This is a genomic window from Halorubrum sp. 2020YC2 (assembly GCF_018623055.1).
GTDB lineage: Archaea > Halobacteriota > Halobacteria > Halobacteriales > Haloferacaceae > Halorubrum.
Map to the genome: position 1 here is coordinate 526,615 of NZ_CP076019.1, position 25,226 is coordinate 551,840.

Annotated in this window: 23 protein-coding genes and 1 pseudogene; 13 read left to right on the top strand and 11 right to left on the bottom strand. The window is 71.4% G+C overall.

Features of this window, described 5'->3' with window-relative positions; genetic code table 11:
- Positions 1-14: 14 nt before the first annotated feature.
- Complete coding sequence (locus tag KI388_RS02575; protein ID WP_215087841.1) at positions 15-1,556, bottom strand: Ig-like domain repeat protein; 1,542 nt, start codon at positions 1,554-1,556, stop codon at positions 15-17.
- A gap of 155 nt (positions 1,557-1,711) precedes the next feature.
- On the opposite strand from KI388_RS02575, the gene KI388_RS02580 reads away from it, so the two are divergent.
- Positions 1,712-2,263: a PAS domain-containing protein gene (locus KI388_RS02580; protein WP_215087842.1), complete on the top strand. Its 552-nt coding sequence runs from the start codon at positions 1,712-1,714 to the stop codon at positions 2,261-2,263.
- A 51-nt stretch (positions 2,264-2,314) separates the two neighbouring features.
- Here the strand turns inward: KI388_RS02580 and crtI are convergent, their stop codons facing one another.
- From crtI to KI388_RS02605, 5 genes are all read right to left on the bottom strand, one after another.
- The gene (gene crtI, locus KI388_RS02585) at positions 2,315-3,913 is read right to left on the bottom strand and encodes a phytoene desaturase family protein (RefSeq protein ID WP_215087843.1); all 1,599 of its coding nucleotides are present in this window, start codon (positions 3,911-3,913) and stop codon (positions 2,315-2,317) included.
- A 110-nt stretch (positions 3,914-4,023) separates the two neighbouring features.
- Positions 4,024-4,701 (bottom strand): metal-dependent hydrolase, encoded by a 678-nt coding sequence (locus tag KI388_RS02590; protein WP_215087844.1) that lies wholly within the window; start codon positions 4,699-4,701, stop codon positions 4,024-4,026.
- Positions 4,702-5,379 carry a hypothetical protein gene (locus KI388_RS02595; protein ID WP_215087845.1) on the bottom strand — a complete coding sequence of 226 codons (678 nt, stop codon included), beginning with the start codon at positions 5,377-5,379 and terminating at the stop codon, positions 4,702-4,704. It lies immediately after the preceding gene.
- Between the two features lie 42 nt (positions 5,380-5,421).
- Entirely contained in the window at positions 5,422-6,189 is a 768-nt protein-coding gene (locus KI388_RS02600) for a sensor domain-containing protein (protein ID WP_215087846.1), read from the bottom strand.
- Positions 6,190-6,262: 73 nt separating this feature from the next.
- A complete protein-coding gene (locus tag KI388_RS02605; protein WP_215087847.1) occupies positions 6,263-6,583 on the bottom strand; it encodes a zinc ribbon domain-containing protein in 321 nt (106 codons plus the stop codon).
- A 103-nt stretch (positions 6,584-6,686) separates the two neighbouring features.
- On the opposite strand from KI388_RS02605, the gene KI388_RS02610 reads away from it, so the two are divergent.
- Positions 6,687-7,127 carry an SDR family NAD(P)-dependent oxidoreductase gene (locus tag KI388_RS02610; protein ID WP_251133187.1) on the top strand — a complete coding sequence of 147 codons (441 nt, stop codon included), beginning with the start codon at positions 6,687-6,689 and terminating at the stop codon, positions 7,125-7,127.
- 60 nt (positions 7,128-7,187) lie between these two features.
- A complete protein-coding gene (locus tag KI388_RS15195; RefSeq protein ID WP_251133188.1) occupies positions 7,188-7,337 on the top strand; it encodes a hypothetical protein in 150 nt (49 codons plus the stop codon).
- Positions 7,338-7,344: 7 nt separating this feature from the next.
- On the opposite strand, the gene purB is transcribed toward KI388_RS15195, so the two are convergent.
- A complete protein-coding gene (gene purB, locus KI388_RS02615) occupies positions 7,345-8,898 on the bottom strand; it encodes an adenylosuccinate lyase (RefSeq protein ID WP_251133189.1) in 1,554 nt (517 codons plus the stop codon).
- 167 nt (positions 8,899-9,065) lie between these two features.
- Here purB and purH point away from each other — a divergent pair, with 167 nt between their 5' ends.
- Entirely contained in the window at positions 9,066-10,670 is a 1,605-nt protein-coding gene (purH, locus tag KI388_RS02620; RefSeq protein ID WP_215087848.1) for a bifunctional phosphoribosylaminoimidazolecarboxamide formyltransferase/IMP cyclohydrolase, read from the top strand.
- 469 nt (positions 10,671-11,139) lie between these two features.
- Here purH and KI388_RS02625 read toward each other — a convergent pair whose 3' ends face one another.
- Positions 11,140-12,378: a cytochrome P450 gene (locus KI388_RS02625; RefSeq protein WP_215087849.1), complete on the bottom strand. Its 1,239-nt coding sequence runs from the start codon at positions 12,376-12,378 to the stop codon at positions 11,140-11,142.
- Positions 12,379-12,653: 275 nt separating this feature from the next.
- On the opposite strand from KI388_RS02625, the gene KI388_RS02630 reads away from it, so the two are divergent.
- Complete coding sequence (locus tag KI388_RS02630) at positions 12,654-13,955, top strand: MFS transporter (RefSeq protein ID WP_215087850.1); 1,302 nt, start codon at positions 12,654-12,656, stop codon at positions 13,953-13,955.
- A 22-nt stretch (positions 13,956-13,977) separates the two neighbouring features.
- Here the strand turns inward: KI388_RS02630 and KI388_RS02635 are convergent, their stop codons facing one another.
- On the bottom strand, positions 13,978-15,036 hold the full coding sequence (locus KI388_RS02635; protein ID WP_215087851.1) for a M42 family metallopeptidase: 1,059 nt from the start codon (positions 15,034-15,036) through the stop codon (positions 13,978-13,980).
- Positions 15,037-15,175: 139 nt separating this feature from the next.
- On the opposite strand from KI388_RS02635, the gene KI388_RS02640 reads away from it, so the two are divergent.
- From KI388_RS02640 to KI388_RS02665, 6 genes are all read left to right on the top strand, one after another.
- Positions 15,176-15,433: an MTH865 family protein gene (locus tag KI388_RS02640; RefSeq protein ID WP_215087852.1), complete on the top strand. Its 258-nt coding sequence runs from the start codon at positions 15,176-15,178 to the stop codon at positions 15,431-15,433.
- Between the two features lie 144 nt (positions 15,434-15,577).
- Positions 15,578-16,339, top strand: coding sequence for a J domain-containing protein (locus KI388_RS02645; protein ID WP_215087853.1), 762 nt, complete (start codon positions 15,578-15,580; stop codon positions 16,337-16,339).
- A 65-nt stretch (positions 16,340-16,404) separates the two neighbouring features.
- Positions 16,405-17,145: a metallophosphoesterase gene (locus KI388_RS02650; RefSeq protein WP_251133244.1), complete on the top strand. Its 741-nt coding sequence runs from the start codon at positions 16,405-16,407 to the stop codon at positions 17,143-17,145.
- Positions 17,146-17,247: 102 nt separating this feature from the next.
- Positions 17,248-18,288: an NAD(P)-dependent alcohol dehydrogenase gene (locus KI388_RS02655; protein WP_215087854.1), complete on the top strand. Its 1,041-nt coding sequence runs from the start codon at positions 17,248-17,250 to the stop codon at positions 18,286-18,288.
- A gap of 66 nt (positions 18,289-18,354) precedes the next feature.
- Positions 18,355-18,801 (top strand): hypothetical protein, encoded by a 447-nt coding sequence (locus KI388_RS02660; RefSeq protein WP_215087855.1) that lies wholly within the window; start codon positions 18,355-18,357, stop codon positions 18,799-18,801.
- 52 nt (positions 18,802-18,853) lie between these two features.
- Positions 18,854-20,035 (top strand): thiamine pyrophosphate-dependent dehydrogenase E1 component subunit alpha, encoded by a 1,182-nt coding sequence (locus tag KI388_RS02665; protein ID WP_215087856.1) that lies wholly within the window; start codon positions 18,854-18,856, stop codon positions 20,033-20,035.
- 35 nt (positions 20,036-20,070) lie between these two features.
- Here KI388_RS02665 and KI388_RS02670 read toward each other — a convergent pair whose 3' ends face one another.
- On the bottom strand, positions 20,071-21,396 hold the full coding sequence (locus KI388_RS02670) for an NAD(P)/FAD-dependent oxidoreductase (protein WP_215087857.1): 1,326 nt from the start codon (positions 21,394-21,396) through the stop codon (positions 20,071-20,073).
- A gap of 92 nt (positions 21,397-21,488) precedes the next feature.
- On the opposite strand from KI388_RS02670, the gene KI388_RS02675 reads away from it, so the two are divergent.
- Positions 21,489-21,971 (top strand): hypothetical protein, encoded by a 483-nt coding sequence (locus tag KI388_RS02675; protein WP_251133190.1) that lies wholly within the window; start codon positions 21,489-21,491, stop codon positions 21,969-21,971.
- Positions 21,972-22,697: 726 nt separating this feature from the next.
- Positions 22,698-23,944 (top strand): annotated as a pseudogene (locus KI388_RS02680) (pyridoxal-phosphate dependent enzyme).
- A gap of 30 nt (positions 23,945-23,974) precedes the next feature.
- Here the strand turns inward: KI388_RS02680 and KI388_RS02685 are convergent.
- Positions 23,975-25,216 (bottom strand): PGF-CTERM-anchored ABC transporter substrate-binding protein, encoded by a 1,242-nt coding sequence (locus KI388_RS02685; RefSeq protein ID WP_215087858.1) that lies wholly within the window; start codon positions 25,214-25,216, stop codon positions 23,975-23,977.
- Positions 25,217-25,226 lie beyond the last annotated feature (10 nt).

A 25,226-nucleotide genomic window follows, 5' to 3' on the forward strand; every position in this document is an offset into this window, starting at 1 on the left:
GCGACGCCCGCCGCTCACTCCGGCCACGCCTCGCGCTCCCGCCGGTCCGTCTCGCGCGTGAGTTCCAGCGGCACCTCTTCCAACAGTACCGGCGCGAACGAGGCGCCGACGTGCCACGCGACCACCTCGTCGTCCACCCTCTCCAGCCGCACGTCCTGCTGGCCGTAGTACTCGCCGTCGACCGTACAGGACCCGCCGCCGTCCGCGAAGCACACCTCGCCGCGGTCGTCGTAGGTGATCTGGACGTGCGCCTCCCGCGCGCTGTCGACGAACTCCCACGCGAACCCGTCGCTCCCGGCGAGGTCGTCGCGCGTCGCGAAGTGGTCGAGCGCGGCGGCCACCTCCTCTTCGACGCGTCTCGGGACGCTCCCGTCGTCGGCGCGCAGGTGGACCGTCACCGGTCGGTGCGTCGCGACCGTGCTCGTCGCGCTCATGAGCCCGACGGGCTCCTCGCCGTGTTCGAGTCCCTGAACGTGACCGAGTTCGTGGACGATCGTCGCGTTCATCTCCGCGTCGGAGATTCGGGGGTCGACGGTCGCGGTCATCGGCGTCCGCGGCTCGTCGACGAGGAGGTCCGCGCAGCCGAAGTACCGCGTCTCGTTGGTCTCCTCCACGCCGCACCGCTCCACGCGGTCGAACCGCAGGACGACGTCCGCCCGGTCCGCGTCCGCCGTCCGCTCGTATTCGACCGGGTAGCCGAGGTAACGCTCGTCGGTCCGCTCCCAGTAGCCCGTCGCGGCCGCGACGACGCCGGAGACGTTCCGGTCGACCGCGCCGTCGTCGACGTGGAGCCGGAGCGTCGTCTTCTCGTACGGGCTCGGGTGGACCAGGGTCACGGTCCGCTCCCGCGTCCGGTTCGCGGTCGCGACGACGAGCGGGTGGTCGCCGCCGTCGAGCTGTACGTCCGCCAGCGAGACGGACACGCGCGCCTCCGCCCCGCCGTCGAGCGCGACCGTTCGGTTCGCTGTCGCCCCGGTACCGTACCGGACCGCGACGGTCTGGTTGCCCGCCAGGTCGCCGGCGTTCCTCACGGTCGCGGCGACCGACAGGTCCTCGCCGTACGCCACGCGCTCCGGCGCGTCGACCTCGGAGACGGCGAACGTCGCCGCCCGCGCCTCCTCGACGATGACCGTCCGCGTCGCGGCCGCCTCACCGACCGTCACCGAAAGCTCGTGTTCCCCCGGATCGAGCGCCGCGGCGTCGACCTCGGCCGTCACCGCCATCGATCCGTTCGCCGGCACGGACCGGTTCTCCGCGAGCAGCGTCCGATTACCGACCCGGACCCCGACTCGGACCGGGTCGAGCGTCGCGTTCGCACCCGCCTCGTCAGCCGAGCCGCCGTCGCCGTCCGCCGAGCCGTCCGCGTCGCCGGCGAGTCCCTCCCACCGCACCGTGGCCTCGACCGTCGCCCGCTCGTCGTGGCCGAGCGAGTCGGGCGCGGAGACGGACTCGATCGACGGTGGCGGCGCTCCGGGCGGTCCCGCTCCTCCCAGTCCGCCGCAGCCGGCGAGCGCGACGAGCAGGGCGACGGCCACGGCGGCGGTGACGTCTCGCATCTGTCGTCCGGACCTCGGGGACGGACGCACATAACCTTCGTTTCAGTCAGCGACAACGTCGCGCGCCGAGCGCGCCGCGGATTGCGCCCGCCCGCCCGGCCGTCCGCGTCCGTCGGAACGACACCGGCTTTGCGCTCCGCCCCCTCGATCCGCACGTGACGCTTCGACGCGACGCCCTCGCGGCGGTCGACGCCGGCCGCGGCTCGTTCCGGACCGCCGTCTCGGCGCTGCTCGACGACCACGGCCTCGCGGTCGGGCGACCGCCGACGCCGGTCGACCACCCCGCCGACCGATCGGAGCGCGAGGCGCTCCTCGTCGACCGCGTCCGGGCGCTCGACGACCTCCCGATCGGGCTCACCCTCACCGGACCGGCGTACCGCGACACCCCGATCGTCTACGTCAACCGCTGGTTCCGCGAGCGGACCGGCTACGCGCTCGACGAACTGCGAGGCCGGAACCCCAGACTGTTTCAGGGGCCCGCCGCCGGCGAGGCGGCCCGCGCGGACTTCCGTGAGGCCCTGTCGACCTGGTCCGAGGTCACCGTCGAACTCCGCAACCGGCGCCGGGACGGGACGCCGTTCGCGAACCGGGTCTCGCTGCGACCGCTGTCCGGGGACGCGGGGACGATCACGCACTGGATCGCCGCGCAGGAGCCGAGACCGATCGACGCGCGGGCGGGAGTCGAGGACGGGACCCCTGTGGAGTGACGGCCGTGGAGTGACGGCCCGCGAGCCGAGCGGCGAACGACGAACCGCCGCTCACCGCAGCGTCGACGTCGGCACGACGGACGGGAGCACGCCGCTCCCGGTCGCGTCCTCGACGACGGCCTCCGCGACGTGCTCGCCGCTGAGCAGGCACATCGGCATCCCGATGCCGGGGTTGGTGTACGCCCCGACGTAGTAGAGCCCGTCGACGCCGGGCGCGCGGTGCGCGGGGCGGAGCGGCCCCGTCTGTTCGAGCGTGTGCGACAGCGCCAGCGCGGTACCCCGGGGCGCGTTGAACTGCTGCCGGAAGTCGTCGACGCAGGCGGTCTCCTCGAAGACGATCCGGTCGCGGAAGTCGACGCCGGCGTGTTCGGCCAGGTCGTCGAACACCAGTTCGCGGAACCGCTCGCGGGTCTCCGGGTCGTCCTCCAACCCGGCCGCGAGCGGGACGAGCAGGAAGACCGCCTCGTGGCCGTCGGGCGCCGCCTCGGGGTCAGTCTTCGAGGGGACGTGGACGTAGTAGGCGGGGTCGTCCGGCCACCCCGGCTCGTCGAAGATGTCGTCGAAGTGGGGCCGCCAGTCCGTCGGGAACACCAGCGTGTGGTGCTCCAAGTCGACGTCGCCCTCGACGCCGATGTACGAGAGGTACGCCGAGGGCGCGTACGTCCGGGACTCCCAGTACGACTCGCGGTCGACCGTCCCCGCGGGGAGGAGGTCGCGCTCGACGTGCGGCGGCGGCGCGTTCGCCACGACGCGGTCGAAGCGCGTGCTCGACCCCGCCGTCGCGGCCGGGTCGCCATCGCCCCCCCGCCGCTCCGTCTCGACGGTGAACTTCGGAGTCGCGGCCGGCACCGACGGCTCGATCGCGGTCACCGGCTCGCTCGTCCGGATCGAGACTCCGAGCTCCCGCGCGAGGTCGGCCATCGCGTCGACGACGCTCGCGATCCCGCCGGTCGGGTGGTAGACGCCGAGGTTCATGTCGACGTGGCTCATCAGCGTGTAGATGGCGGGCGTGTTGTACGGCGAGCCGCCGAGGAAGACGAGTTTGTACTCCGCGATCTGGCGGAGCTTCTCGCTGTCGAAGTAGTCGCTCACGTAGTCGTCCATCTCCCGGAGCTTCGGGAGCGCGCGGCCCGACCGGAGCACGTCGGCGTCGACCATGTCCCGCAGCCGCGAGCGGCTCGGGTAGACGAACCGGTCCATGCCGAGTTCGTACGCCTCCGCCGCGTCAGCGAGGTACTCGTCGAGCACGTCGCCGGCGCCCGACTCGTACGACTCGAACAGCGCCTTCTGCCCCGCGCGGTCGGCCGGCATCGACGCGCGGTCGCCGTCCTTCCAGACCACGTCGTACAGCGGGTCTAATTCGATCAGGTCGTAGTAGTCGTCGGTCGAGCGCCCGAACGTCTCGAAGAAGCGGTCGAACACCTCCGGCATGAGGTACCACGACGGGCCGGTGTCGATCCGGAACCCGTCGCGCTCGATCCGTCCGGCGTACCCGCCCGGGTGTTCGTTCCGCTCGAACACCGTCACGTCCGCTCCGGCGTCGGCCAGGTAACTGGCCGCGGAGAGCCCGCCGAAGCCGGCGCCGACGACCGCGATCGACTCCCCGGCGAGCGGCTCGTCCGACAGGTCCGCGTCCGGTTTGGTAGGCATTACGTCCGACTACGCGTCCGCCGAGGTTTACCCTGCGGTCATACCATGTTAGGGGCGTCGCAGTCGTGTGATTTCAGGCGCGTCGCCGTCGTGCGATCCCCTCGCGGCCGTCAGGCGTCCTCCCCGACGCCGTCCCCCTGAAGCCGCCGCGCGCCGAGCGCGAACAGCCCCAAGCCGATCAGGTAGAGCCGCCAGCCGGTGTTCGCGACCGGGAACCGCCGGTCGACCGGCTCCTCGACGTTGAGGTCGGGGTCGCGCGGCTGGACCGGGTTGTCGACGTGGACCGACTCGCTGGTCCCGCCCGCGCCCGCGTCGACCGCCCGCGACCCCGTCTCCGGGTCGACCCGCACGTCGACGAACGTCTGGACGAACCCGTCGGCCGTCGAGTACAGTACCTCTCCGTCGAGGGCGAAAAAGCGGTCGCGGAGGGGCCAGAACGCGTTCACGCCGTCGAGGTGCGTCCAGTCCAGCGCGACGTGCGCGAAGACGTGGACGAAGAGCGCGACCCACGCGACCGCGATCCACCGGGGGGAGAGCCGCTCGCGGATCCACGACTCCTCCCGGACGCGGGTGTCGTAGTACAGCGCCAGCGCGGCGGCCGCGGGGAGGACGAAGTTGTGTCCCACCGTGCGGTGCGCGCCCTCCATGATCACCCCGAGGAAGCTGTCGGCCTCCGGGAGCACGAGGACGACGAGCAGGACCGCGAGCGCCCGCCGGTCGTAGTACGCCCCGAGCAGCCCCGCCGCGAGCAGCAGCGCGAACCCGGCGTGAACGACCGTCGAGGGCATTCAGCGGCTCACCCCGTCGCCGTCCGTCGCGCCCCCGTCCCGCCGGGACCGGACCGCGAGCGTCGCGGCCGCGGCGGCGACGACGACCGCCTGCCACCCCCCGTCGACGAACCGGAACTCGCGGTCGGCGCCCGGGTCGACCCCCGGCCGGCCGTCCGGATTGATCCACGAGGCGACCGGGTCCGCGACCGCCCCGCCGGCGCGCCTGAGCGGCAGCGCGCCAGACCCGTCGCCGCCCAGCGAGAGGAACGTCTGGACGACCCCTTCCTGCGTCGAGAACACGAGTCGTCCGCGGACGACGTAGCGCGCGTCTTCAAGCGGGTAGAGGAGCGCAGCGCCCTCGCCGGCGAACAGCGCCGACCCGACCCCGGCGACGGCGAACGACGCGAGCGCGACCCACGCGACCCGGACCCCGCGGAGACCGTACCGGTCGCGCAGCGTCGACGACGCGCGCAGCGCCGTGTCCCAGTACAGCAGCCCGCCGACGAGGAGGGGCGCCCAGACCGCGTGGAGGAGAGCGTTCGTCGCGCCCGGGACGACGAGGCTCGCGGCCGCGTCGAGCGAGGGGACGAGCGCGGCCGCGACGACGACCGCCACCGCGCGCCGGTCGAACGCGAACCCCAGCAGCGCGGCCGCGAGCAGCGCCCCCACGGCGGCGCTCACGAGCGTCGGTGCCATACCGGTCCTGACGCTCGGAGGCGAATAAGCGCTCCGGGCGGCTCAGTCGCGGTCGCCGCGAGCGTCGTCATCGGCGCGGCTGTCGCCGTCGACCCCGTCGCTGTGGGCCGATCCGGCGTCGTCAGAGCCGCGGCCGTCAGGCTTTTCGCACGCCTCCGAGCCGGCCTCGTCACCGAGCAGCGCGACGGCCATCAGCCGGGCGCCGCCCGCGATCAGGTTCGTGAGGTGGAGTCCGACGAGCAGGCCGACGACCCCCGCCCCGACCGCGAGCGCGGCCTCGGGCGCCGTATCGATTGCCCACACCGCGGGCTCGCCGTTCACCTCGCCGAGCGTCGTCTCGTACGGGTACCGGACCGGCGCGGCCACGAGCGGGAGCGCGCTCGCGAGGACGGCGAGCGGCACGAACGCCGCCACCGTGACCCAGAACTTCAGCGAGACGAAGCCGAGCCCGCGCCACGTCGACGGCGCCGACAGGTAGGCCCGGACCGTCGCGACCGCGCCCGCGTCGCCGTCGGCCGCGGCGGCCGGGAGGTCGTCCACCGCGACCAGATCGGTGCCGAGCAGTCGGTTCGCGAGCCACCGTTCGAGCCCGGCGACCAGCCGCGAGCCGACGACGGCCGCGATCAGGAGGCCAACTCCGACGAGGACGACCGAGAGGAGGAGCCCGAACACGAGAGCGAACGATCCGATTCCCGAGTAGAGGGATCCCAGCGGCACCGCGATCAGCAGGTACAGCAGGTGGCGATACGTGCGGCCGTCGGCTAGCACGCCGACGACTGGGAGAGCGGCGAGCGGTCGGAGGGAGACCATACCGCGACTGGTTCCTCGTCCGACAAAAATCGGTCGCTCGCGGAGCGGGGACCGGTCGCTCCCCCGCCCCGACTCAGCCGAGGAAGAAGTCGATCGCGTTCCCGGACGACTGGCCCTTGTACAGCTCCGAGTAGCCGCAGTCCGCGCAGGAGACGACGAGGAACTTCCGGTTCTGGACGTCGAACATCTTGGTGAGTCCCGTCCCGCTGGTGGCTATCTCGTCGGTCTCCGTCTCGGTGCCGCCGCACTTCGGACAGCCGTCCCCGCCGTCACCGCCGAGGGAGGCGGGGCGCTCGTCGGCCCGTGCGTCGGGGGTACCGCGGTCGTCGGTCTCGTTTTCGGCCGGTTCGTCGTCAAAGACGGAGTACTCCGTCTCGCTGTCGTCGGAGGGCATCGTCGGCGCCTCGTCCCCCTCGGAATTGAGCGTTACGGTCGGAGGGGCGGCGGGCGCCCCGCCGGTGCCAAACGTATATGATCGCCGAGCGCCTCGATCGTCCATGACGCGAGTCGCGGTGATCGCCGGCGTCGGCCCGACGATCGGGACCGCCGTCGCGCGGCGCTTCCACGACGACGGGTTCGCGGTCGCGCTGCTGGCGCGCACCGAGGAGCGCGTGCGGACGCTCGCCGACGACCTCGGGGACGACGCCGTCGCGATCCCGACCGACGTGACCGACGAGGCGGCGGTCCGTTCGGCGGTCGAGCGCGTTCGCGACGAGCTCGGTCCGGTCGAGGTACTCGTGTCGAACGCGGCGGCCGGCGGGGGTAACCCGGTCGACGACGCGACCGCCGACCGGCTCCGCGAGCTGTTCGACGTGCGCGTCGCCGGATCGATGGCGTGCGTCCGCGCCGCGCTGCCGGACCTCCGCGAGACCGAGGGGACGGTGCTTTTCAGCGGGACGACGTACGCGGAGCCGCCGGTGACGGCGCAGGTCGAGTGAGGCGCGGTCGCGCCGGCCGCGCGGGGGCTCGCGGTCTCGCTGGACGCGGCCCTCGACGACGTGTCGGTGACGTACGTCCGGATCGGCTCCGCCGTCCGCCCCGACGCCGGACCGACGGCGATCGACGCCGACGACGTCGCCGCGGAGTACCGCCGCCTCGTCGACCGCCCCGGCGTCTCCACGCGGGAACTCGACCTCCGACAGCGCTGAGCGGACGTTACCCGTCCGCTTCGCCCGGTTCGTCTACCAGCTCGTCGGCGAACCCGGTGTAGCCCGCCGGCGTCAGCGCCTTCAGCTCCTCGCGGACCGACTCGTCGACGTCGAGTTCGTCGAACAGCTCGCGGAAGTCGTCCAGCGTCACCGACCGGCCGCGCGAGAGCGCCTTCACGCGCTCGTAGGCCTCGGTGTCGCCCTCTCGGCGCAGGATCGTCTGGACCGCTTCGCCTATCACCTCGGGGGTCGCGTCCAGCTCCTCGCGCATCACCGCCTCGTTCGGGACGACCTTGCCGATCCCGTCGGCGGCCTTCGAGTAGCCGATGAGGCAGTGCGCGAGGGCGGCGCCGACGTTGCGCTTGACGGTGGAGTCGGAGAGGTCGCGCTGGAGCCGCGAGGTCGTCACGTAGTCCGCGAGGAAGGTGAGATCCGAGTTCGCCTTCGAGAGGTTCCCCTCGCTGTTCTCGAAGTCGATCGGGTTCACCTTGTGGGGCATCGTCGACGACCCCGTCTCGCCCTCGACGGCCTCCTGCCCGAGGTAGCGGTCGGAGACGTACAGCCACGCGTCCAGGTCCAGATCGAGCAGGACGTTGTTGACGCCCCGGAGCGCGTCGAACAGCGCGGCGAGGTCGTCGCAGGGGTTCACCTGCGTCGCGAGCGCGGTGTGTTCGAGATCGAGGCCGCGCACGAACGACTCGGAGAACCCCCGCCAGTCGACGTCGGGGTAGGCGACGCGGTGGGCGGCGAAGGTGCCCGAGGCGCCCGCGAGCTTGCCGGAGAGGTCCTCGTTCGCGACGACGACCCGCCCCAGCGCGCGGCCGAGCCGCGCGGCGTACACCGCCATCTCCTTGCCGAACGTGGTCGGCGTCGCGGGCTGGCCGTGCGTGCGCGCCAGCATCGGCGTGTCGCGGTAGTCGTGCGCCAACTCGACCAAGGCGTCGCGCACCTCGCGGACCGCGGGGACGATCACCTCGCTCACCGCGGGCTTGACGAGGAGCCGCTGCGCGAGGTTGTTCACGTCCTCGCTCGTCAGCCCGAAGTGGATCCACGGGTACAGCGACTCGGCGTCGTCGAGCGCGGCGTCGGTCTCCCCGCCGGTCCCGCCCTCGGCCAGTTCCGACAGCCGGACGCGGAGGAAGTACTCGACCGCCTTCACGTCGTGGTTGGTCGCGTCGTACCCCGCGGCCCCCTCGGTCTCTAACTCCTTTATCAGTCGCGCGTCCTCGGCCGAGAACCCCTCGTAGATCCCGCGGAGCGCCGCCTCGGTCGCCTCGTCGAACTCTATCGGCGTCACGTCGAGTCCCCCCAGCGCGAGCAGGTACTCGACCTCGACGCGGGTCCGGGCGCGCATCAGCGCGGCCTCGCTCGCGTACGGCGACAGCGGCGCGGTCCGGCCGGCGTAGCGGCCGTCGAGCGGCGAGACCGCCGCGAGCGGGTCCGAGCGCGACAGTCCGGCGATGGCGTCGTCGGCCGCCGATCCGTCGTTGTCGGCCGCCGATCCGTCGTTGTCGGCCGCCGATCCGTCGTTGTCGGCCGTCGGGTCGGAGTCGTCGGTCATGCCCGCGACTGCCCCCGGAGCCGGCAAAAGCGTGTCGATGAGGCGACGCACGGACGTGGATCCGTCACGCGCTCTCCGCGCTTCGAGAGCGCGATACGATCCGCGTTCGTGGACACACCCGCGCAACAGACCGCAATCGATATACCCGATCGGTCGGAGGCTCACACATGAAGATCGCGGGACTCGCGAGCAACCGAGGACGGAACCTCAGACACATCGCCGACGCCGCGCCCGGGGGGGCGGAGCTGTCGGTCGTCCTGACGAACCGCGAGCAGGCGCCCGTGTTGGAGGCCGCGACGGAGCGCCGCGTGCCGACCGAGGTCGTCGAGCGGGACGAGGGGGAGTCGCGGGAGGCACACGAGCGCCGGATCGTCGAGCGGCTGTCGGACTACGACGTCGACCTCGTCTGTCTGGACGGCTACATGCGCGTGCTGACGGACGCGTTCCTCGCCGCCGTCCCGACGACGCTGAACGTCCACCCCTCGTTGCTCCCGTCGTTCCCCGGCACGGACGCCTACGAGCAGGTGTTAGAGGCCGGCGTCCGCACGACCGGCTGTACGGTCCACGTCGTCACCGAGGAGGTCGACGCCGGCCCGGTCGTCACCCAGGAGCCGATCCCGGTGTACGAGGACGACGACGCCGACTCGCTGAAGGCGCGCGTCCTCCGCGAGGCCGAGTTCACGGCGTACCCGCGGGCCGTCCGCTGGTTCGCTGAGGGGCGCGTGACCGTCGAGCGCGACGCCGACGGCGCCCCCGTCGAGGTCGCGGTCGAGGGCGACGTGGGCGGCGACTTCCCGGAGCGACGCTTCGTCTCCGAGGAGCGCGCCGCCTCGCTGCGCTACGGCGAGAACCCGCACCAGGACGCCGCGCTGTACGTCGACGACGGCTCCGAGGAGGCGAGCGTCGTCGACGCCGCCCAGCTGAACCCCGGCGCGAAGGGGATGGGGTACAACAACTACAACGACGCCGACGCGGCCCTCGAGTTAGTCAAGGAGTTCGACGACCCCGCGGCCGCGGTGATCAAACACACCAACCCCGCTGGCTGCGCCGTCGGCTCGGACCTCGCGGACGCGTACGACCGCGCGCTGCGCACGGACGCGAAGTCGGCGTTCGGCGGCATCGTCGCCCTGAACCGCGAGTGCGACGCCGACACCGCGACCGCGGTGGCGGACTCGTTCAAGGAGGTCGTCGTCGCCCCCGGCTACACCGACAGCGCGCTCGACGTGCTCACGGAGAAGAAGAACCTCCGCGTGCTCGACGTCGGCCCGCTGGGCGAGGGCGACGAGCGCTTCTCCGAGCGGTTCACCGAGAAGCCGGTGGTCGGCGGCCGCCTCGTTCAGGAGCGCGACCGCCAGTCCCCGAGTGCGGAGGACCTGGAGTTCGTCACCGAGCGCGAGCCGACCGACGAGCAGGTCGAGACGATGCTGTTCGCGTGGCAGACGCTGAAACACGTGAAATCCAACGGCATCCTCTTCGCGACCGGCACCGAGACGGTCGGCGTCGGGATGGGGCAGGTGTCCCGCGTCGACGCCGTGACGCTCGCGGCGATGAAAGCCGAGAAGGACGCCGAGGGGAAGTCCGCCGAGGGCGCCGTGATGGCCTCGGACGCCTTCTTCCCGTTCCCGGACGCGGTCGAGGAGGCGGCCGACGCGGGCATCGAGGCGATAATCCAGCCCGGCGGCTCCGTCAACGACGAGGACGTGATCGCCGCGGCCGACGAGCGCGACATGGCGATGGCGTTCACCGGGTCGCGCTGCTTCCGGCACGACTAGGCTCGGTCGGCTCCGTTGCCGCGCTCCCTCAATCACTCGAGTAGGGCCAGCGGCGGCCGATAGCGAAAGCGGAGCGTCAGATCGGCGGTAGCGATAGGATATGTAAAAGTCGTGAGCGGCGGCAATCACTTATAAACGTGGGCGGTGGCGTCGCCGGCGCGTAGCGCCGGCTGCCAGGGAATCTTCGATTCTCGCTGGCGTCGCGGTCGCCTCGAAGCGGCCGCGACGAGGCTGGGGGAGGCGTGCGGTGGGCGGCGGTGCGGAGCAGGGCGGGGCTCGGATCTCCTCTGCGTCGTCGGTCATTTATAAATGCGTGGCCGACACCCAAATTCGACTTATAAACGACCTCTCCGCCGATCCGATCCATCTGCTCTCGCGACCGATCGAGGCGCACCTTTCAGCTAACCGCCGTTTCATTCCGTTTCGTGCCTAAAGAATCGAACTCTCACAGGGCGGTTTCGCCGTAATCCTACTGTCGCTCGTCGTATCGGATCGGGAGCGACTCGACGCCGTAGATGAACGAGCTTCGGGTCGGCTGGAGGGACGTCTCCGCGAGCCGCACGTTCTCGACGCGGTCGAGTAGCTCAGACAGCCCGACCTTGGCTTCGAGTCGGGCGAGCGGCGCACCAAGACAGTAGTGCGTCCCGTGACCGAATCCGAGATGCTGGGTGGGCGATCGCTCCGGTCGGAACGTGTCCGCCGCTTCGAACTGGCGCTCGTCGCGGTTCGCGGAGCCGAGCCAGACGATGACGCGGTCGCCCGCTTCGATGGTCTCGCCGCGCATCGTCACGTCTTCGGTGGCGACCCGGCTCATGGCCTGTACCGGCGACCGGTATCGCAGCACCTCCTCGACGGCGCCCGTGAGCGCGCGGTCGTCCCCGCGTAGCTCGTCGAACAGGTCCCCGTCCGCCTCGGCGAAACACCGGACCGCGTTCGCGATGAGGTTGGTCGTCGTGATGTTCCCCGCGACGAGCAGCAGGATACACATCCCGAGCGCCTCCTCGCGAGAGAGCGTCTCGCCCGCGTCGGACTCGGCGGTGACGATGACGGAGAGGAGGTCATCCTGGGGGTTCTCGCGGCGGTCTTCTATCATCTCCAGGAAGTACTGGGCCATCTCCATCTGGATCTGCTGCTGGCGCTCCGCGAACGCGTCCGCGCTCTCGTCGTCGCTCGCGGCCTCCACGAGCGTGTTCGACCACGTCTTGAACCGGTCGCGGTCCGACGCCGGGACGCCGAGCAGTTCGGCGATGACCGCCACCGGGAACGGGTACGCGAGGTCCTCGACGACGTCCATCTGCCCGCCTGTCCCGACGGCGTCGTCGAGCAACTCCCCCGCCAGGTCTCGGAAGTGAGGCTCGCGGTCGGCGAGCGTTCGGGGCTGGAACCACTCGTCTACGACGTTCCGCAGCTCGTCGTGACGGGGCGGGTCCTCGAACAGCATCGTATCGAGGATCAGCCCCTCTCCCGGCCCTTCGGGTTCGACGAAGTCGTCCGCCGCCTCCGGGTCCGCCGAGAACACGTCGTCGTCGTCCAGGACGCGTTTCACGTCCTCGTACCGGAAGACGTCCCACGTGCGACGCTCGGGGTCGTAGCGGACCGGCGCCTCCTCACGCATCCGCTCGTACCAGTCGAACGGGTCGAGCCACGCCTCGCGATCGTGTAGCTCTTCGGGAACGGCTTGGAGCCCCTGGGGACCTGCTGAACTCATGTTTCAACGATTAGAGACAAACGAGATAAAATTACTGGACGGAATCATTTAAATAGGTCTACGCGGCGTTTCGGACGTTCTCCGTTACTGATGCGTCTCCGCCGGTACGCCGAGTACGATCGCCGCACTCGGCCGGGCGGCTCCCCGCGATACCTGCTGATCTCAACGTGGCCGCCCGGCCGAACATCGACCAACTGAAACGATAACCCCACCCGGACCGCCGGATCTGAGGCCCTTTTTTCTCGGGGCGTCGTTGCCACCGATCAGAGACGACCGTGGCGAAGTTCGGCAACTCGGTACGGCTGCTCGGGGACCGCGAGTTCGCGGCGCTCGCCGGGACCGCGTTCGCGCGCAGTCAGGCGTACTCGACGATCCTCATCGCCCTCGCGCTGTACGCGGACCTCTTCGGCACCACCGGATTCATCGAGGGCCTGTTCGGCACCGCGTTCGCGATCGTCCAACTGGTCATCGTCCTGCCGCTGGGGCGAAAGGTCGACACCGGTAACGCGAAGCGGTGGCTGCTCGGCGGCTTCCTGATCAACGTCGCCGTCTTCGTCGGCTTCGCCTTGGTCGACAGCTCCGTCCACATCATCCTCGTGCGGATGGTCCAGGGGCTCGGCGCGAGCGTCCTCTGGATCACGGGCGCGACTGTGATCGGGGAGATCAGCCCGGACGACGAGCAGGGACGGTGGCTCGGCTCGTACAACCAGTTCGCCTCCTTCTCGTCGCTCGCGGGCGACCTCGTCGGCGGCTACCTCCTGTACGCCTACGGGTTCTCCGAGACGTACCTCGTCTTGACCGTCGTCACGCTCGCCGCGTTCGCCCTCGTCTTCGCCTTCCTCCGCGACAACCCGGGCGGGCGGAAGGACCCCGAGGACGCGGGCGGGATCGAGACGTTCCGCTCGCTGCTCGGCCTCCCGATGTTGCGCGCGCTGGTCTTCTTCCGGTTCACCTTCAGCGTCGGGAAGATGGCGGTGATCATCTTCCTCCCCATCTACGCGCGGACGACGTTCGGCATCTCCGCGTTCGCCATCGGCTGGATCATGGCCGGCGGGAAGCTGACGAAGGCGCTCACGCAGGGGTTCGTGGGCGACCTCACCGACCGCTACGAGCGCACCTACCTGTTCGTCGCGGTCGGCGCGCTCCTGTACGGCGTCGGCACCGCGATGGTCCCGCTCGCGGCGTACTTCGAGGGGACACTCGCGCCGGTCACCGTCTCGTACCTCGGGGACTCCCAGACGCTCGGCGGGGCCTTCTTCGCGCTGTTCGCCGCCTACTCGCTCCTGGGGATCGCCGACTCGATCCGGCTCCCGGCGAGCATGTCGCTGTTCGTTAACGAGGGGGAGGCGTACGACTCCGTCGCGAGCGCGATGAGCCTGCGCTCCGTCTCGTGGAAGGTCGGGCAGGTCGTCGGTCCCGTGCTGGTCGGGACGACGATGGACTGGACGACCACGGAGACGGGGTTCCTGCTCGCGGCCGGGTTCATCGCGTTCGCGACGACCGGCTTCGCGTGGCAGGCGCGGGGCGCCCACCGCGCGGGTCGGGAGCCGGGAGCGGCGGTCCCGAGCGACGACTGATAGCGGTCAGCGGGAAGTCATTTTAAAGGGTGTAGTCGTGCTCGCCCGTCTCCGACTCTAGGAAGGCCGTCAGCAGGTCAATCGTCGCCTCGACGTCGCCGCCGTCCGCGGTCTCGGTGACGGTGTGGAGGTACCGCGTCGGGACCGAGATGGCGCCGACCGGCTTCGCGCCCGCCGCGTTCTGGAACCCCGCGGTGTCGGTGCCGCCCGCGGGCAACACCTCGTGCTGGTGGGCGATTTCCTCCTCCTCGGCTACCTCAGTCAGCCGGCCGTGGACCTTCGGGCTGGTGATCACCGAGGAGTCCTTCAGCTTCACCGCCGTTCCCTCGCCGAGTTCGGTGACGGCGTCGGCCGGGTCGCCGATCTGCGGCACGTCGTTGGCCACGGTGACGTCGAGGGCGACGGCGAGGTCGGGGTCGACGTCCACACCGAGCGCCTGCGCGCCCCGGAGGCCGACCTCCTCTTGGACCGTCGCCGCGAAGTGGATCGTGACGTCGGGATTCTCGATCCGGCGGGCGGCTTCGAGCATCGCGAACAGGCAGATCCGGTCGTCGAGCGCCTTCCCCGTGATCCGGTCGCCCATCCGGGTCGTGGTCTGGTCGAGGGTGACGAGGTCGCCCACGCTCACCAGCCCGTCGACCGCCTCCGCGTCGCGGCCGAGGTCGATGAAGACGTCTTTCACCTCGTCGTCCTTCTCCTGTTGTTCCTCAGTCAGCGTGTGCGGCGGGACGGAGCCGATGACGCCCGTCAGGTCCTCGTCGCCGTGGACGGTGACGCGCTGCGCGCGCAGCACCCGCGCGTCGAACCCGCCGAGCGGGTCGACCTGGACGAACCCCTCGTCGGTGACGTGGCGGACCATGAACCCGATCTCGTCCATGTGGGCCGCGACGGCGACCGAGTAGTCCGCGTCGCCCCCGATCGTCCCGACGACGTTGCCCATCGCGTCGCTCCGGACGCGGTCGACGCTGTCCGCGAACTCGCGGCGGACGACCTCGCGGACGTCGTCCTCGTAGCCGGGGACGCCGCGGGCCTCGGTCAGCTCTCGGAGCAGGTCGAACTCGAAGTCGAACTCGCGTGACATACCGGGAACTGTCCGCGCCAGCGACAAAGTTCCGCAGGATCCGGCACGGGGGTCGGGGTTCGCCGCGCGCTTCTCAACCCTAAATGAGTTCACCGTTGTTCCGCAACCCTTTTGCGGGCGCTCGCGGGATGAAGTGTGTATGAGCGACGTGAGAGCGGAACTCCGCGAACAGTTCTTAGACGCGTTCGGCGGCGCAGACTTCCCCGTCGAGAACCAGATGGACCTCGTTCCGGCGCTGCCGGACGGCCCCGGCACGAAGTTCGAGGCCGGCGACGTGAGCTTCACCGCCATGGAGATGGCGGCGAAGCTCGGCAGCGAACAGGAGTTCCCCTACGACACCCCCGAGGCGCTCGTCGACGACATCCTCGACGGGCTGGAAGCGAAGGGGATGATCTGAGCCGGTCGGTCCGCGGAGACTGAGTCGCCCGGTCCGAAGAGAACTTTCTGCCCTTGATTCGCAGTCCGACGACCCGCGGGGCCCTCGGCCACGTAGCCCGCGGGCCGGCGGGAGGTTGATTACCGGGGAGCCGCTACGGCGGGTGTGTTCGCCGAGCTCACGACGCTGCTGCCGCGGTGGGTCCTCTGGGGGATCGGCCTTGGGGCCGTCGCCACCGCCTTCGTCGCGGTCGCCTTTTACCTCGGGGGCCGGTTCGCTCCGGCCCCCGCCGCGGCGGCCGGTCGCCGCGGCGCCGCCGGCGACGAGCGCCGCCGCCGCGAGATCCGGACGTACCTGAGCGCGGCCGGCGAGCGCTTCGACGAGGACCACGCGTTCGACGACGTGTCGGTCCCCTTCTACCTCCCCGAGCGCGGCGTCGCCATCACCTTCGACGCGCACGACTACTTCCGGCTAGAGGGCGAGGGCGTCTACACCGTCCTCTGTGAGCACGAGATGCCGGGCCGCGGGCTCGGCCGTCGGCTCCCGTTCGACGTCGACGAGCCCGACTGGGCGACCGACGAGTCGGCGGGTTCGGAGGCCGCGCGGTCGGGACGCTTCGGCGGCGACCGCTTCGGTACCGGCCGCTCCGCCACCGGCCCGTCGCGGCCCCGCGGCTCCGCCGGCCGCGCCGACCCCGTGGGCGACGCCTTCGACGAGCTGGGCGTCTCCCGAGACGCGGACCTCGACGCGGTGAAGGGCGCCTACCGAGAGCGCGTCAAGGAGACGCACCCCGACCAGGGCGGCGACGAGGAGTCGTTCCGGCGCGTCCGCGAGGCGTACGCGACCGCCCGCAACCACGTCGACGGCGGTCCGGCCGACCGCGACGCGGACCGCCGCCGCGAGCGTCAGACCGGGTACGGCCGGTGACGGAAGCAGACGGCGAGGCCGACATCGGGGGCGATACGGACGCCGAGGCCGGGGCCGGAGACGAAATCGGGACCGCGACCCCCTTCTCCGACGTCGCGTTCGCGGAGCGCGCCGTCTACCTCTCCGGATCCGACGCGCTCGTCGTTTCCGACCTCCACGCCGGCCGCGGCGAGGCCTCCGCCGTCTCGCTCCCGCTCGGCGAGCGGGCGGACCTCGTCGACCGGCTCGGCAGCCTCCTTGACCGGTTCGACCCCGAAACGGTCGTCGTCGCCGGCGACGTCGTCCACACCTTCGACCGGGTGAGCGACCGCGCGGCCGAGACGCTCCGCGCGCTCCGCGACACCTGCGAGGCGCGCGGTGCCGCCTTCGAACTCGTCGCGGGGAATCACGACGCCGCGCTCGCGGAGGCGTGGGAGGGCCCGGTCCGCGAGGAGTTGGTCCTCGGTGGGTCCGGGGACCGCGCCGCGAGTGACGGACCCCGAACCGTCGTCTGTCACGGCCACGAGGCGCCGTCCGCGGCGGCGGACCGGTACGTGATCGGCCACGTCCACCCGACGATCGAGATCGAGGGCGACCGCCGCCCCTGCGTCCTCCGCGGCGAGGGGGCCTTCCGGGGCGCCGACGTGCTACTCCTCCCCGCGTTCACCCGCCTCGCCGCCGGCGTCCCGGTCAACGACGCGGCGAGGGAGGGGCTGGACTCGCCGCTCGTCGAGGACGCGGCGGCGTTCGCCCCGACGGTGTACGATCCGGGCAGCGAGGAGCCGCTCCGGTTCCCGCCGCTCGGGGAGTTCGACCGGCTGCTGTGAACCCGCGGCCGGAGGCGACCGCCGGCGTCCCGCCGGACCGCCGAGCGCCCCCGCGGAGTACTCGACGAACGTTTATGTGAACTCCCCGAGACGGTGTCACCCATGGAAGCAGCCAGACTCCACGAGTACACGGACGACATGAGCGAGGGGCTCGCCATCGACGAGGTCGACCGCCCCGAGGCGACCGGCCCGGACGACGTGATCGTCGAGGTCGAGGGGGCGGGCTGGTGCCAGACGGACAACCACATCATCGAGGGGATGTGGGCCGAGTACGTCCCGCAGGAGCTCCCATTGACCTTAGGCCACGAGAACGCCGGGACCGTCGTTGAGACGGGGGATAACGTCGATCTGGTCTCGCCGGGCGACCCGGTCATCTGCCACCCGGTCCAGACCTGCGGGACGTGTCGCCCGTGTCGGCTGGGCGAGACGATGCACTGCGAGAACGACGCGTTCAACGGCCTCACCACGGACGGCGGCTTCGCGGAGTACCTCCACACGAGCGAGCGCTCGGTGATCCCGCTGCCGAGCGGGGTCGACCCGATCGACATCGCTCCCCACGCCGACGCCGGCATCACCGCGTACCACGCCGTCAAGAAGGCGGCCGCGGAGCTGAACCCCGGCGACCACGCGGTCGTCGTCGGCGTCGGCGGCCTGGGTCACATCGGTCTCCAGTGTCTCGACGCGATGAGCGCGGCGCGGATCACCGCGGTCGACCTGAAGGAGTCGGCGCTGAACCTGGCGGACAGCTACGGCGCGGACCACCTGATAAATCCGAGCGAGGCGGACGTGCCCGCCGAGATAGAGGGGATCACGGACGGGACGGGCGCGGCGCAGGTGCTCGACTTCGTGGGCGAGGACGTGACGACCTCGTACGCCCCGGAGATCACCGCGGCGGGCGGCGACCACCACATCATCGGCTACGGCGGGCACGTCCACGAGCCGTCGCAGGCGCTGGTGAACGGCGAGTTCTCCTTCGTCGGCAACATCGTCGGGCGGTACGCCGAGCTGCAGGAGCTCGTCGCGCTCGTCGAGCAGGGCGACGTCGACCTCCACACCAGCCGGTACGACCTCGGTGAGATCAACGCCGTCGCGGAGAAGCTCGAACGCCGCGAGATCGACGGGCGCGCGGTCATCACGCCCTGAGCCGGAGGCTAAAACCGGCGCTTCACTCACGGACAGGCTCTCCTACCATCCCCGCGATCACCCCGCATGGAACGCTCCGTCTCGTCCGGCTCCGCGCTCTCGCGCCGGTGGTCCATCCTCGCCGGCGTCCACGCCCTCGGCTGCGGCGCGGTCACCGCCGGCCTGCTGTCGGACGTCCTGCGCGTCTTCACCGAGGTGATCGGCCTCTCCGAGTCGTTCCCGGTGCCGCTCCTCGCCGCGCCGGCGCTGCTCGTCGGCGGCGGGCTCTGGTGGGCGGTCGTCGAACGCCGAGCGGCGTACACCTACCCGGCCGCGGTCGCGTACGGCGCGTTCACGGCGCTGGGGACCGGCCTCGTCTGGACCGCGTGGTTCCTCGTCGTCTGGAGCGTCGACCTGCTCGCCGCCGGTCCGACCCCGCTCCTCGTCGGCCTCGTGCTGGCGCTGACGGCGGCTGCCGGGGCGCTGATCGGTCCCCCGATGCTCTTCGCCCGCCGGCGGTACGCGGGGCGGTGAGGGACGGCCGCGACCGCTAGTTCCTTGTGATCTCGGCGCACACCAGTCGCGCATGAACGAGAACGGCGCCGACGGCGCCGACCCCGACGCTGACCCCGCCGCTGACCCCGCCGCCCCCGCGGCCGACCCCCTTGCCGACGAGGACCTCTACCGCGTGCTCGGCCCGGACGGAAGCCCGCTGCCGGGCGCAACCGTTCCGGACCTGTCGGACGAGCAGTTCCGCGCCATCTACCGCGACCTCGTGGTGACGCGCCGGTTCGACGAGCGGGCCGTGAGCCTCCAGCGACAGGGTCGGATCGGGACGTACGCGCCCTGCGCGGGTCAGGAAGGGTCGGCGGTCGGGTCGACGCACGCGCTCGCGGACCGGGACCTGATCAGCTACCAGTACCGCGAGCACGGCGCGGTCGTCGTCCGCGACCTGCTGGCCGAGTACCTCCCCTACTGGATGGGTCACGAGTCGGGGACCGAGGCGATCGAGGACGGCAACGTCTTCCCTCTCAACATCGGTATCGCGGCGCATCTCCCGCACGCGGTCGGCGCCGCGTGGGCGTTCGACTACCGCGACGAGGACCGGGTCGTCGCCTGCCACTTCGGGGACGGCGCGACGAGCGAGGGCGACTTCCACGAGGCGATGAACTTCGCGGGCGTGTTCGACACGCCGACGATATTCTGCTGTCACAACAACGGCTGGGCCATCTCGATCCCCGAGTCGCGACAGACCGCGAGCGACACCTTCGCGCAGAAGGCGACCGCCTACGGCTTCGACGGCGTCCGCGTCGACGGGACCGACCCGCTCGCCAGCTACGCGGTCACGCGGGAGGCGGCCGAGCGCGCGCGGGGCGATACTGCCGGCACCGAGGGAGAGGGACCGCGTCCCGCGCTCATCGAGTTCGTCGAGTACCGGTTCGGCGCGCACACGACCGCGGACGACCCGACCGCCTACCGCGACCCCGACGACGTGGACCCGTGGCGCGCGCTCGACCCGCTCGACCGGATGGAGGCGTTCCTCCGCGAGACGGGGCGGATCGACGACGAGGGGGTCGCGGCGATCCGCGAGGAGGCGGACGACGTCGTCGCGGACGCGATCGATTTCGCGGAGTCCGTCGAGGCCGGCCCGAGCGACATGTTCGGGGACGCGTACGCCGAACTCCCGCCGGAGATCCGGCGCCAGCGCGACGAACTGCTCGCGGCCGTCGAGGAGCACGGCGAGGACGCGTTCCTGCGGGAGGAGTAGGAGCGCGAGGAGTCGCGGCGGCGGGGGCGTGCGACCTATTTATCGTACTCTGTCGCCGTCTCGGCCGCGTTCCGCCCGCTCTCCAAGGCGCCCTGAATCGACGACCACTCCGTGTAGTCGCCGGCGAGGACGACCGGTCCCTCCGGGTCGTCGGGATCCGGGAGGTCGGCGTGGACGCCCGGGGGCTGCGCGAACTGCGCGAAGCGGATCCGGTGGACGTCGAGGGTCTCCAGCCCGCCGAAGCCGCGCTCGGGGAACCACGCCTCCAGCGCGTCGCGGACGTCGTCGCGGAGGTCCTCGGCGTCGCGGTCCAAGGAGTCTTCGCCGAGGAACGTCGCCGCGAGCAGCGCGCGGTCGCCCGGGGCGTACTCGGGCGCGACCTCCGACATCGGCACCACGGCGTTGGGGGACTCGTCGGCCGCGTTGAGCAGGATGCGCCCGCCCGTCTCGAAGGACTCGCCCGCGGGGAGCGCGAACCAGCCGGTGACGTTCGGCACGCCCTCGGTCGGGACCGACTCGACGCCGGTGAGCCGGCGCGCCTCCGGCGGCGAGGCCGCGACGACGACCGCGTCGGTCTCGCGGGTCGAGCCGTCCGCGAGTTCGACGGTGGCGCCCTCGGCGTCGGCCTTTCCGGTTCGGAAGGGGATCCGACCCTGTCCGGCGACGCGGACCGCCTCCACGTCCTCGCCGGTCCGTATCTCGACGCCCGCCTCGCGCGCGCGGTCCGCGAGCGCGGCGGGGAGCGCGGCCATCCCCTCGGCGGGGACCCCGATCGACCCGCGGCCCATCGCGCGGAACGTGTACTCGAACACCTGTTTCGAGGTCGAGAGGGTGCGGTCCAAGGTGATCCCCCCGTAGAACGGCTCCACGAAGTTTTCGACGTAGTCGTCCGCGAACCCCCAGTCGCGGAGGTACTCGCGGATCGAGGCGTCGGGGCCGGCGAAAAAGTCCGACTCGTCGCGGTTCGCGAGGTCATACCGGAGCGCCAGCGTCCGGAGCTTATCGGAGAACGAGACCTCGTCGTTCAACAGCGACGGGAGCGCGGACAGCGGGTCGCGGAGCGGGTCACCGAGCGTCGAGCGCGATCCCGGTCGACAGATCGTCGCGCCCGGGGCGAACGTCCGGAGGTCGAGGGCCGCGAGTCCCTCGGCGCCGAGTTCGCGCTCGACGGCGGGGTAGCTGGAGAAGAGGACCTGAAAGCCGCGGTCGAGGGTGAAGCCGTCGACCGTCTCCGTCCGCACGCGGCCGCCGACCTCGGGGCGTCGCTCGTACAGCGTCACGTCCGCGCCCGCCTCGGCCAGCCGCGTCGCCGCGACCAGCCCCGCCAGTCCGCCGCCGACGACCGTGGCGTCTCCGTTCATACGCGTCGTTTCGGGTCGCGGGTTTATAAGCGCCTGCGGGACGAGTCCGTCGCGGTGACCACGCTTTTGTTCGGACCGGGCGCATTCGGTCTGTGGATCGGGTCGAACTCGGCCGGTGGCTCTCCCTCGCCCTCGTCCCGCTCGGCGTCTGGCTGTTCGTCGGCGGTCCGACCGCGAGCGCCGCGCTCGGCGTGCCGGTCGTCCTGCTCGGACTGACCGGATTCGGGCTGTCGGACCGAGTGTTCGACCCGGACGCCGCCTCGTCGGAGGGTGGCGTCGACGCGCGGGCCGCGGACCTCGTTCAACTCGGCGCGTCGCTCCTCGTCTTCGGGCTTCTCACCGTCGCCTCGGGCCGGTCCGAGTCCGCCTCGGTCGTCATCGCTTCCATCCGGTCTCCGGGACCGCCCGCCCTCGTCGCCGTCGTCGCCGGGGCGTTTCTCGGCGGCGGAATGTCGGTTCTCACGTACCGATGGGGTCGGCTCCGCGCCGTGAGTCAGACGATCTGGTTCCGAGCGGTCGGCGGCGCCGCCACGTTCGGGACGCACCTCGCGCTCCTCGTCGCGGCGCCCTCGTAGGCGTTCCTGTACGCCGCCGTGTACGCGACCGGTCGGCTGATCGCGCTCTTCCGACTGCCACCCTCCTCGCGGTGGGGAGTTTCTTGAGCGGGCGAACGGTTCGGATTCGATTGTGTCGCGGGATCGGATTGTCACTTATAAGTCCGATCGAACACGAACGCCCTCGAAGCCCCAGCCGCTAGTTTATAAATAATCGACGACGGATCAACGGTGAACACCCACAAAGCCCCAGCCGCTCGTCAGTACGTGATCGATAATTCCGCGGTGACCACTTCCAAAGCCCCAGCCGCTCGTCAGTACGTGATCGATAATTCCGCGGTGACCACTTCCAAAGCCCCAGCCGCTCGTCAGTACGTGATCGATAATTCCGCGGTGACCAATTCCAAAGCCCCAGCCGCGAGGACTCGCGTGACTCGCTGCGCTCCTCGGTCGCTCACTCCGTTCGCTCCCTGTGGTGCTTGCGTCGTCAGGCTTCGCCCTCGCGGCTGCCCCTTTGAGTCCCGCCCCGCACAGCACCGCAACTGCACCTCACGCCTCCCCAGCCTCGCGGCTCGTTCGGGGCTCCCTGCGGTCGCCCCTCACTCACCGCGTCCCTCGCGCGTGCTACTCGCGGCCGCCAGGGGCGGCCGCTCGCAGGCGCGCGCCACCGCGTTGTTGTGGTGTCAGTCTGCCGGCGGTCCAGTCCCGAGTGCGAAGCGATTAGTCGCCGCCGCCGCAAGGTTCGGTATGGCTGACTTCGAGACCACGCCGGCGTTTCGCGGGTTAAAGAGCCGGGCGTCGGGACGCGTTCACGAGACCGCCGACGCGGCGGAAATCGACGGCGACGAGCGGGCGCGCGGACTCGACCCCGCCTACGACTACGACGCGGTCGACCCGGACGACCTGTTCGACCCCGCGGCCCGCGGCGCGAGCGGCGACGCGCGGACCGCGCCAGCGACCGCACGAGGCCACTGGCGGTTCGACGCGCTCCTCCCCTTCCCGGCCGCGGACGCGCTCACCGCGGGCGAGGGCGGCACGCCGCTCGTCGCCACCGACCGGCTCGCGGAGGAGCTGGACGTCGACGCCATGTACGTCAAAGACGAGGGGCGGAACCCCACGGGGACCGTCCTCGACCGCGGCCTCTCGCTCGCCGTGACCGCGGTGGCGAAACGGGCGGCCGAGGGGGCGGACGTCGAGCCGCTCGTCTGCGCCAGCCCCGGCAACGCCGGGCAGTCGATGGCGGCGTACGCGGGGCGGGCGGACCTGCGCTCGTACTCCTTCGTCCCCTCGCGGTGCGCGTTCTCGAACAAGTCGATGACGAACGTCCACGGCGGCGAGATGCGCGTGGTCGGCGGGCGCTTCCCGGACGCCGCCGCGGCGGTCGACGAGCAGCTGGAGACCGAGTACGCCGACCTCGCGGAGTTCGCCACGCCGTACCGCCACGAGGGCGCGAAGACGGTCGCCTTCGAACTCGTCGCGGACCTCGGGGACGCCCCGACGTCGTCGTCGTCCCGACCGGCTCCGGCGAGGTCGTCGCCGGCGTTTATAAGGGGTTCGACGAGCTCGACCGGGTCGGCGCGATCGACGGGACTCCGAAGGTCGTCGCCGCGCAGGCCGCCGGCTGCGCCCCGATCGCGGCCGCCGTCGAGCGCGGCCTCGACGAGCCGGAGCCGTGGGGCACGCCGGACACCATCTGCGGCGAGCTTGAGATCCCGGACCCCGCCGGCGGCGCCGCGGCGGTCGAGGCGGTCACCGAAAGCGGCGGGACCGCGGTCGGCGTCGACGACGACGACATCCTCGCGAGCGCGGTCGCCGTGGCGCAAAACGAGGTCGTCGAGATGGGCGCCACGGGCGGCGCGGCCCCCGCCGGCGCGTGGGCGCTCGCGGAGGACGGCTTCTTCGACGGCGACGAGACCGTCGTACTGCTCAACAGCGACGCCGGCTTGAAGACGCCAGACGTCCTCCGCAGCCACCTGATGGGTCAGGGAATTTAAAAAGAAGCGCCGGTCCGAAACCGCTCCGCGTCAGTCGCGCCGCGCGAGCAGCCCGGTCGCGAGCAGCGCGAGGGCGGCCGCGACGACGCCGAATCCGGGCGACTCCGCGCCCGTGTCCCCGGCGCTTTCGTCTTCGTCGCTTTCGTTCCCGTCCTCGTCGCTTTCGTTCCCGTCCTCGCCGTCGGTCGACGAGTCGTCGGCCGAGTCGTCGTCGCCCGACGAATCGCCGTCCGAGGAGTCGCCGTCAGCCGAACCGTCCGTCGAGTTGCCGTCGGTCGACTCGCTCCCGTCGGCCTGAATCTCGACCACCGCGTTCGACAGCGTCGTCGTCGACTCGATCACGCTGCGCGGCGCCGGCTGGTTGAGGTAGTTCTCGTTCATCACGACGTAGCTGTCCTCGGTGCCCGCGGTCGTGCTGGCGTACGGCTCCGAGTCGAGGATGGCGGCCTCGGCGTCGGTGACTAAGAGTAGTTCGGGGTCCGTTTCGAGGATGACCTCGTCGGAGAGCTGCGGGTACGCCTCGTACTCCGAGGCGACGTTGGCGGTGCCGCCGGCGTTCATGATCGCGTCGATGAACGTGTCGTTCGCCGCGACGTAGCCGCCGCCGAGCGGGTACAGCGCCGCCGGGCGGTCGACGTCAGCGGTCCGCTCCTCCGCGGCCGCGACCGCGTCGTTCATCTCCGCGTTGGCCTCCGCGGCGGCGTCGCACGCGCCGACGAGCCGGCCGATGGTCTCCGTCTTCTCCGCGATGTCCTCGACCGAGGTCGCCGCCTCGAAGTGGTAGACGGTCAGCCCCTGCTCGCGGAGCGGCTCGACGTCGGCGGCCGAGGAGTTCGGCGCGAGGACGAGGTCGGGGTCGGTGTCGACGACGCGCTCGACGCTCGCGCCGAACTCGGCGGAGACGTTCGCGCGCTCCTCGGCGCCGTCGAGGTAGAACGCGAACTGGCTCACGCCGACGACGCGGTCCTGTACGCCCAGCTCCCACAGCGTCTGCGCGGCCGACGGGTTCAGCGTCGTGATCCGCTCCGGACGCTCCTCCAGCGTCACCGTCTCGCCGGTGGCGTCCGTGGCGTTGACCGGGAACCCGCAGGCGTCGTCGGTCTGCGCCGGGGCGGTCCCCGACGCGCCCGCGGCCCCGACCGCCGGGTGCGCCCCCGCGGTCGGGCCGTCGGTCGATATCGTCGGCTGTGCGCCCGCGGCGGTCCCGGCGACGCCGCCGAGCAGGGCGGTCGTCACCAGCACGGCCATCGCGATCGCGAAGCTGTCTCGCATCGGATCGACG